Raw genomic sequence first — 5,166 nt, forward strand, 5'->3', positions numbered from 1 at the left:
GGGGGGGCGGGGGGGGGGGGGGGGGGGGGGGGGGGGGGGGTCGTGGGGTTTTCGGTCAAGCGGGTGTTCGCCGCCGGGGGCGCCCCCCTTGGGGGCCCCGCCCCCCCGGTTTCGTCCGTCTCGGGGTGTGCCCCCGGTCCGCCGGGTTCCGGCGTGCCGTGTCTGCCGGGCCGCTCGTGCCGGGCCACGTGTGCTGCCGTGCGTGTGCCGGGCCGTGCGTGCCGCGCCGCGTGTGCCGCGGTGCCCGGTTCAGCGGCGACGCTCCGCGATCAGGTAGCGGAACACGTTCTCCATCCGGACCGACCCGTCGGCGCGCAGGTAGGGCTGCAGCGCCTCCTCCAGCTCCTTGGCCACCAGCGCGCCGCCGGAGAACTCCTCGGCGGCCTCGAACAGCCCGGTGGAGAGCAGGCCGCGAACCGCGCTGTCCAGGTCCGGATAGGCGAACGGGCAGCTCACCCGGCCGCTGCCGGCCGGACGCAGGCCGGCGGCGGCGATCAGGTCCTCCAGGGCGCCCGGCGCGCTCAGGTCGAACGGGTCGCGCGCGGTGGTGCGGCCGGCCATCCGCCGGGCCACGTCCAGCACCGCGGCGCTCTCGCAGCGCTCCTGCGGCCCCCAGGCGGCCAGCACCACGTGCCCGCCGGGCAGCGTCAGCCGGGCGGCCTCGGCGACCACCGTGCGCGGTTCGGCGCTCGCCGGGAGCTGTTCGAAAACCGTCACCAGCGAATGGGCCGAGCGGGGGAGCGCGGTGGCCGGCCGGGCCCCCGCACACACCCGCAGCCGGCGGTCCCGCGCGAGCTCGCGCAGTTCGTCCCGGGGTTCCTGGCCGGCGACCTGGGCACCCCGGCCGGCCGCCAGCAGGAGCGCCAGCCCGGAGCGGCAGCCCAGGCCCAGCACGCTGCTCGCCGGGCCGACCTCCAGCCGGTCGTAGACCGCCTCGTACAGCGGTACCAGCATGCGTTCCTGGATCTCGGCCCAGTCGCGCGCCCGCGCGGGCCACGCGCCCCCCGCGTGGGGGTGGTGCGGTCGTGCGCCCGCTGGTCGTTCGGTCGTGCCGGTCGTCCGAGCTGAAGCCATCGCGGCCTCCCATCCGGTCCTTCGGTGTGCTGCTACGGCTCCCCCAAAGTCCCGCCCCACTCCAGCGAACAGCGGCTCGGGCGCGGCGTCCAGAGGGGTGCAGGGTGGTGCGCGCGTGTCGCGGTCGTGCGCCCCCTGCTGTCGGCGGGGGTCGTCCCGCGTCCGCGCCCCCGTCCGTCCCGTGGTCGTGCCCCGTCCGTCCCGTGGTCGCGCGGTGGTCGTCCCGTGGCCGAGCCGTGGCGTCCCGTGGCCGGGGCGGCCGTCCGCCGCGGGTGTGATACCGATTCGAAGTCAGGGGGCCGCTCCCCGTACCATTCGGGCCATGGCTAAGGCACCCGTTCTCACCCCTCAGGCGGAAGACTTCCCGCGCTGGTACCAGGACCTCATCAACAAGGCCGAGCTGGCCGACAACGGTCCGGTGCGCGGCACCATGGTCATCCGACCGTACGGCTACGGCCTGTGGGAGCGGATGCAGCAGGAGATGGACGCGCGGATCAAGAAGGCCGGCGCGCAGAACGCCTACTTCCCGATGTTCATCCCGCAGTCGTACCTGACCAAGGAGGCCGAGCACGTCGAGGGCTTCGCCCCCGAGCTCGCGGTGGTCACCCACGGCGGCGGCAAGCAGCTGGAGGAGCCGGTCGTCGTCCGGCCGACCTCCGAGACGATCATCAACGAGTACTTCTCCAAGTGGGTGCAGAGCCACCGCGACCTGCCCCTGCTGATCAACCAGTGGGCCAACGTGGTCCGTTGGGAGCTGCGCCCGCGCGTCTTCCTGCGCACCACCGAGTTCCTCTGGCAGGAGGGCCACACCGCCCACGCCACCTACGAGGACGCCCGCGCGTACGCGTCGATGATCCACACGCAGGTCTACGGCGACTTCATGACCAACGTGCTCGGCATCGACGTCGTGCTCGGCCGCAAGACCGCCAAGGAGCGCTTCGCCGGCGCCATCAACACCCTCACCCTCGAGGGCATGATGGGCGACGGCAAGGCCCTGCAGATGGGCACCAGCCACGAGCTGGGCCAGAACTTCGCCAAGGCGTTCAACACCACCTACCAGCTCCAGGGCGCCGAGCGCGAGTACGTCTGGCAGACCTCCTGGGGCGTCTCGACCCGCATGGTCGGCGGCCTGATCATGTCCCACGGCGACGACAACGGCCTGCGCGTCCCGCCGCGCCTGGCCGCCGTCCAGGCCGTCGTCCTCGCCATCAAGGGCGACGACGCGGTCATCGCCAAGGTCCGCGAGATCGGCGCCCGCCTGGAGGCCGTCGGCGTCCGCGTGGTCGTCGACGACCGCACCGACACCCCGTTCGGCCGCCGCGCCGTCGACTGGGAGCTCAAGGGCGTTCCGGTCCGCATCGAGGTCGGCCCGCGCGACCTGGAGAACGGCACCGCGATGCTGGTCCGCCGCATCGCGGGCGGCAAGGAGCCGGTCTCGATCGACGCCCTGGCCGAGCTGCTCCCGGGCGTCCTGGAGGACGACCAGGCGCTCCTGCTGCGCCAGTCCCGCGAGCGCCGCGAGTCGCGCACCGTCGACGTCAAGACCCTCGACGAGGCCGTCGAGGCCGCCGCCACCGGCTGGGGCCGGATCTCCTGGGCCGAGCTCGGCCCGGAGGGCGAGGCCAAGCTGGCCGAGCAGGGCGTCTCGGTGCGCTGCATCGTCGCCGCCGACGGTTCGGTGCCGCAGACGGACGACCAGGAAGGCAATATCGCGATCGTCGCGCGTGCGTACTGATCCCGACCATCGGTACGACCGGCGGTGGGTAATGACCGTTACCGGCAACATTTGCCCGGAATGCGGGTGGTAAGAATCCGGTAACTCTCGCCGACGGCTCCGGACTCGCAACATCCCTACTGGCCGGTCAACTGCCGGTATTAACGGAATAGCGGTACGGTGTACGGCCCGTGGCCCTGTCAACTTCGACAGGACCACGGGCCGTACGTCCTGGGTGCGACAGCCCGCCCCCCGGACGGAATTCACCAGGCCCGCCGAGCTGCGCGGGCCGAAACCGGCAGGGGGTTGGTCTTGCGTCAGATCCGGAACGCGCAATTCGCGCGCGACCATGCATTCCTGGGAGTTCCCTGGGAATTCCCGGAGAACGGGAACAGGCGGAACATCGGCTCGCACTCCATCGTTGGTCTAGCGTGAGCACGACACAGCCCCTCGTCCTCGCGGCCGAACTGGCCGCCGCCTGGAGTGACATCCAGGCCTACCACCAGGACCTCCCGGACCTGGCCTCGCCCGAGGCCCTGATCGGCGAGTCCTCCTCGGCCTGTGGCACGCGGCTCGGTTTCGAGCGGCTCCTCCACGAGGCTGCCCACGGTCTGGCCGCGGCCCGGGACATCCGGGACACCTCGCGGGCCGGCCGCTACCACAACCGGCGCTTCCTGATGCTCGCCTCCGAGCTCGGTCTGGCACACCCGGTGGAACCGCACGCGAGCAGCGGGTTCTCCCAGGTGACCATGCTCAAGGAGACGCAGGAGCGGTACGCCGAGACCATCGAACGCCTGGACCGCGCCCTGGGTGCGCACCAGGAGGCGGTGGCCGGCGAAGGCGCGACGCGCGCCTTCCGCGGGCCGGCCGCCCGGCACGGTTCCTCCGGGGGCGGCGTGCGGGTCAAGGCGGTGTGCGGCTGCGGGCGGAACGTCCGGGTCGTGCCGTCGGTGCTCGCGCAGGCGTCCATCGTCTGCGGCGCGTGCCAGCAGCCCTTCAAGATCGCCTGATCCTGTCGGGTTCGGCGGTTCGTTCCGGGGTTCCGGGAGTTCCGGCGGTTCCGGCGGTTCTGGTAGTTCCAACCATTTCAGCAATTTCAGCAATCTCGACGGGGTTCGACGAGTTCGGCACGTTCGACGAGTTCGACAAGCGCGTTCGAGAAGTTCGGCAAGGCAGGGCCCATCGGGCTCACGTGACCGGTTCGGGGTCGCGTGACCGGGTGGCAGGACCCGGTGGTCGGCTGTGCGGGCAGCGGAACCGGCGGGTGCGATCGGAAGACTCGTGGACGGAATCAGTGGACTCGACCGGGAGCGGGGGCTCCCGGTCCGGTCCGGCCCCACGGGGTGGGTCCGGGGGCCGGCCGGTCCGGCTCCGGCTCCGGCTCCGTGTCCGGCTCGGTGGACGGGGCCCGGGAAGTCCGGTCCGCAGACGGTGCCCGGGAGGCCCGGTCCAGGCGGTTGGCGCCGGTATGGCAGAATGGACAGCTGAGTACTCGGCAGCCGAGCAGGACCCCTCTCTCCTACGGCTGGCGTGTCCCTTGAACGGTCCGCACCGCAACCCCACGCGATGAACGCGACCGCTCACCCACGTCAACACCAGGAGAATCCACTCCCGTGGCAGTCAAGATCAAGCTCAAGCGTCTCGGCAAGATTCGCTCCCCGCACTACCGCATCGTCATCGCCGACGCGCGCACCAAGCGTGACGGTCGCGCGATCGAGGAGATCGGCATCTACCAGCCGACCTACAACCCCTCGAAGATCGAGGTCGACAGCGACCGCGCCCAGTACTGGCTGTCCGTCGGCGCCCAGCCGACCGAGCCGGTCCTCGCCATCCTCAAGCTGACCGGCGACTGGCAGAAGTTCAAGGGCCTGCCGGCCCCGGCGCCGCTCAAGGTCGCCGAGCCCAAGGTCGAGGACTTCTCGCACCTGTTCGCGAAGGCCGTCGCCGGCTTCGAGGACGCCACCACCGGTGTCGCCATCACCCCGAAGGCCAAGAAGTCGGACAAGGCCGAGGCTGAGGCCGACGCCGCCGCCGAGGCCTGATCGTGATCGAGGACGCCCTCGACCACCTGGTGAAGGGCATCGTCGAGCACCCCGACGAGGTGCAGGTGCGCTCGCGCAACCTGCGTCGGGGGAACACCATCGAGGTGCGTGTGCACCCCGATGACCTCGGCAAGGTGATCGGCCGGGGCGGCCGCACGGCGCGCGCTCTGCGCACCGTGGTCGGCGCCCTCGGCGGTCGCAACGTCCGGGTCGACCTCGTCGACGTGGACAACATCCGCTGACGCAGCTGCCCGTGCAGCCGTCAGGGCTTGGGGCCGACCGGGACGCCAGGGGGCCCCGGCGGGCCGGTTGGCAACACGCCCCCCGGGTGCCGCC

General features: G+C 71.9%; 5 protein-coding genes. 4 read left to right on the forward strand and 1 reads right to left on the reverse strand.

Features of this window, described 5'->3' with window-relative positions:
* Positions 1–249 precede the first annotated feature (249 nt).
* Complete coding sequence (locus tag ACFVU9_RS44405) at positions 250–1,074, reverse strand: class I SAM-dependent methyltransferase (RefSeq protein WP_380443855.1); 825 nt, start codon at positions 1,072–1,074, stop codon at positions 250–252.
* Between the two features lie 322 nt (positions 1,075–1,396).
* Between ACFVU9_RS44405 and proS the strand changes: the two genes are divergently transcribed.
* The 4 genes from proS (at position 1,397) to ACFVU9_RS44425 (ending at position 5,072) form a co-directional block, all read left to right on the forward strand.
* Complete coding sequence (gene proS / locus ACFVU9_RS44410) at positions 1,397–2,809, forward strand: proline--tRNA ligase (protein WP_380443857.1); 1,413 nt, start codon at positions 1,397–1,399, stop codon at positions 2,807–2,809.
* 410 nt (positions 2,810–3,219) lie between these two features.
* Positions 3,220–3,798, forward strand: a complete 579-nt coding sequence (locus ACFVU9_RS44415) for a hypothetical protein (protein ID WP_380443859.1) — start codon at positions 3,220–3,222, stop codon at positions 3,796–3,798.
* Between the two features lie 603 nt (positions 3,799–4,401).
* Positions 4,402–4,830, forward strand: coding sequence for a 30S ribosomal protein S16 (gene rpsP, locus ACFVU9_RS44420; protein ID WP_148642771.1), 429 nt, complete (start codon positions 4,402–4,404; stop codon positions 4,828–4,830).
* A 2-nt stretch (positions 4,831–4,832) separates the two neighbouring features.
* Positions 4,833–5,072 carry an RNA-binding protein gene (locus tag ACFVU9_RS44425; RefSeq protein WP_030056773.1) on the forward strand — a complete coding sequence of 80 codons (240 nt, stop codon included), beginning with the start codon at positions 4,833–4,835 and terminating at the stop codon, positions 5,070–5,072.
* Positions 5,073–5,166 lie beyond the last annotated feature (94 nt).

The organism is Kitasatospora sp. NPDC057936, assembly GCF_042887525.1.
In the GTDB taxonomy this organism is placed as follows: Bacteria; Actinomycetota; Actinomycetes; order Streptomycetales; family Streptomycetaceae; genus Kitasatospora.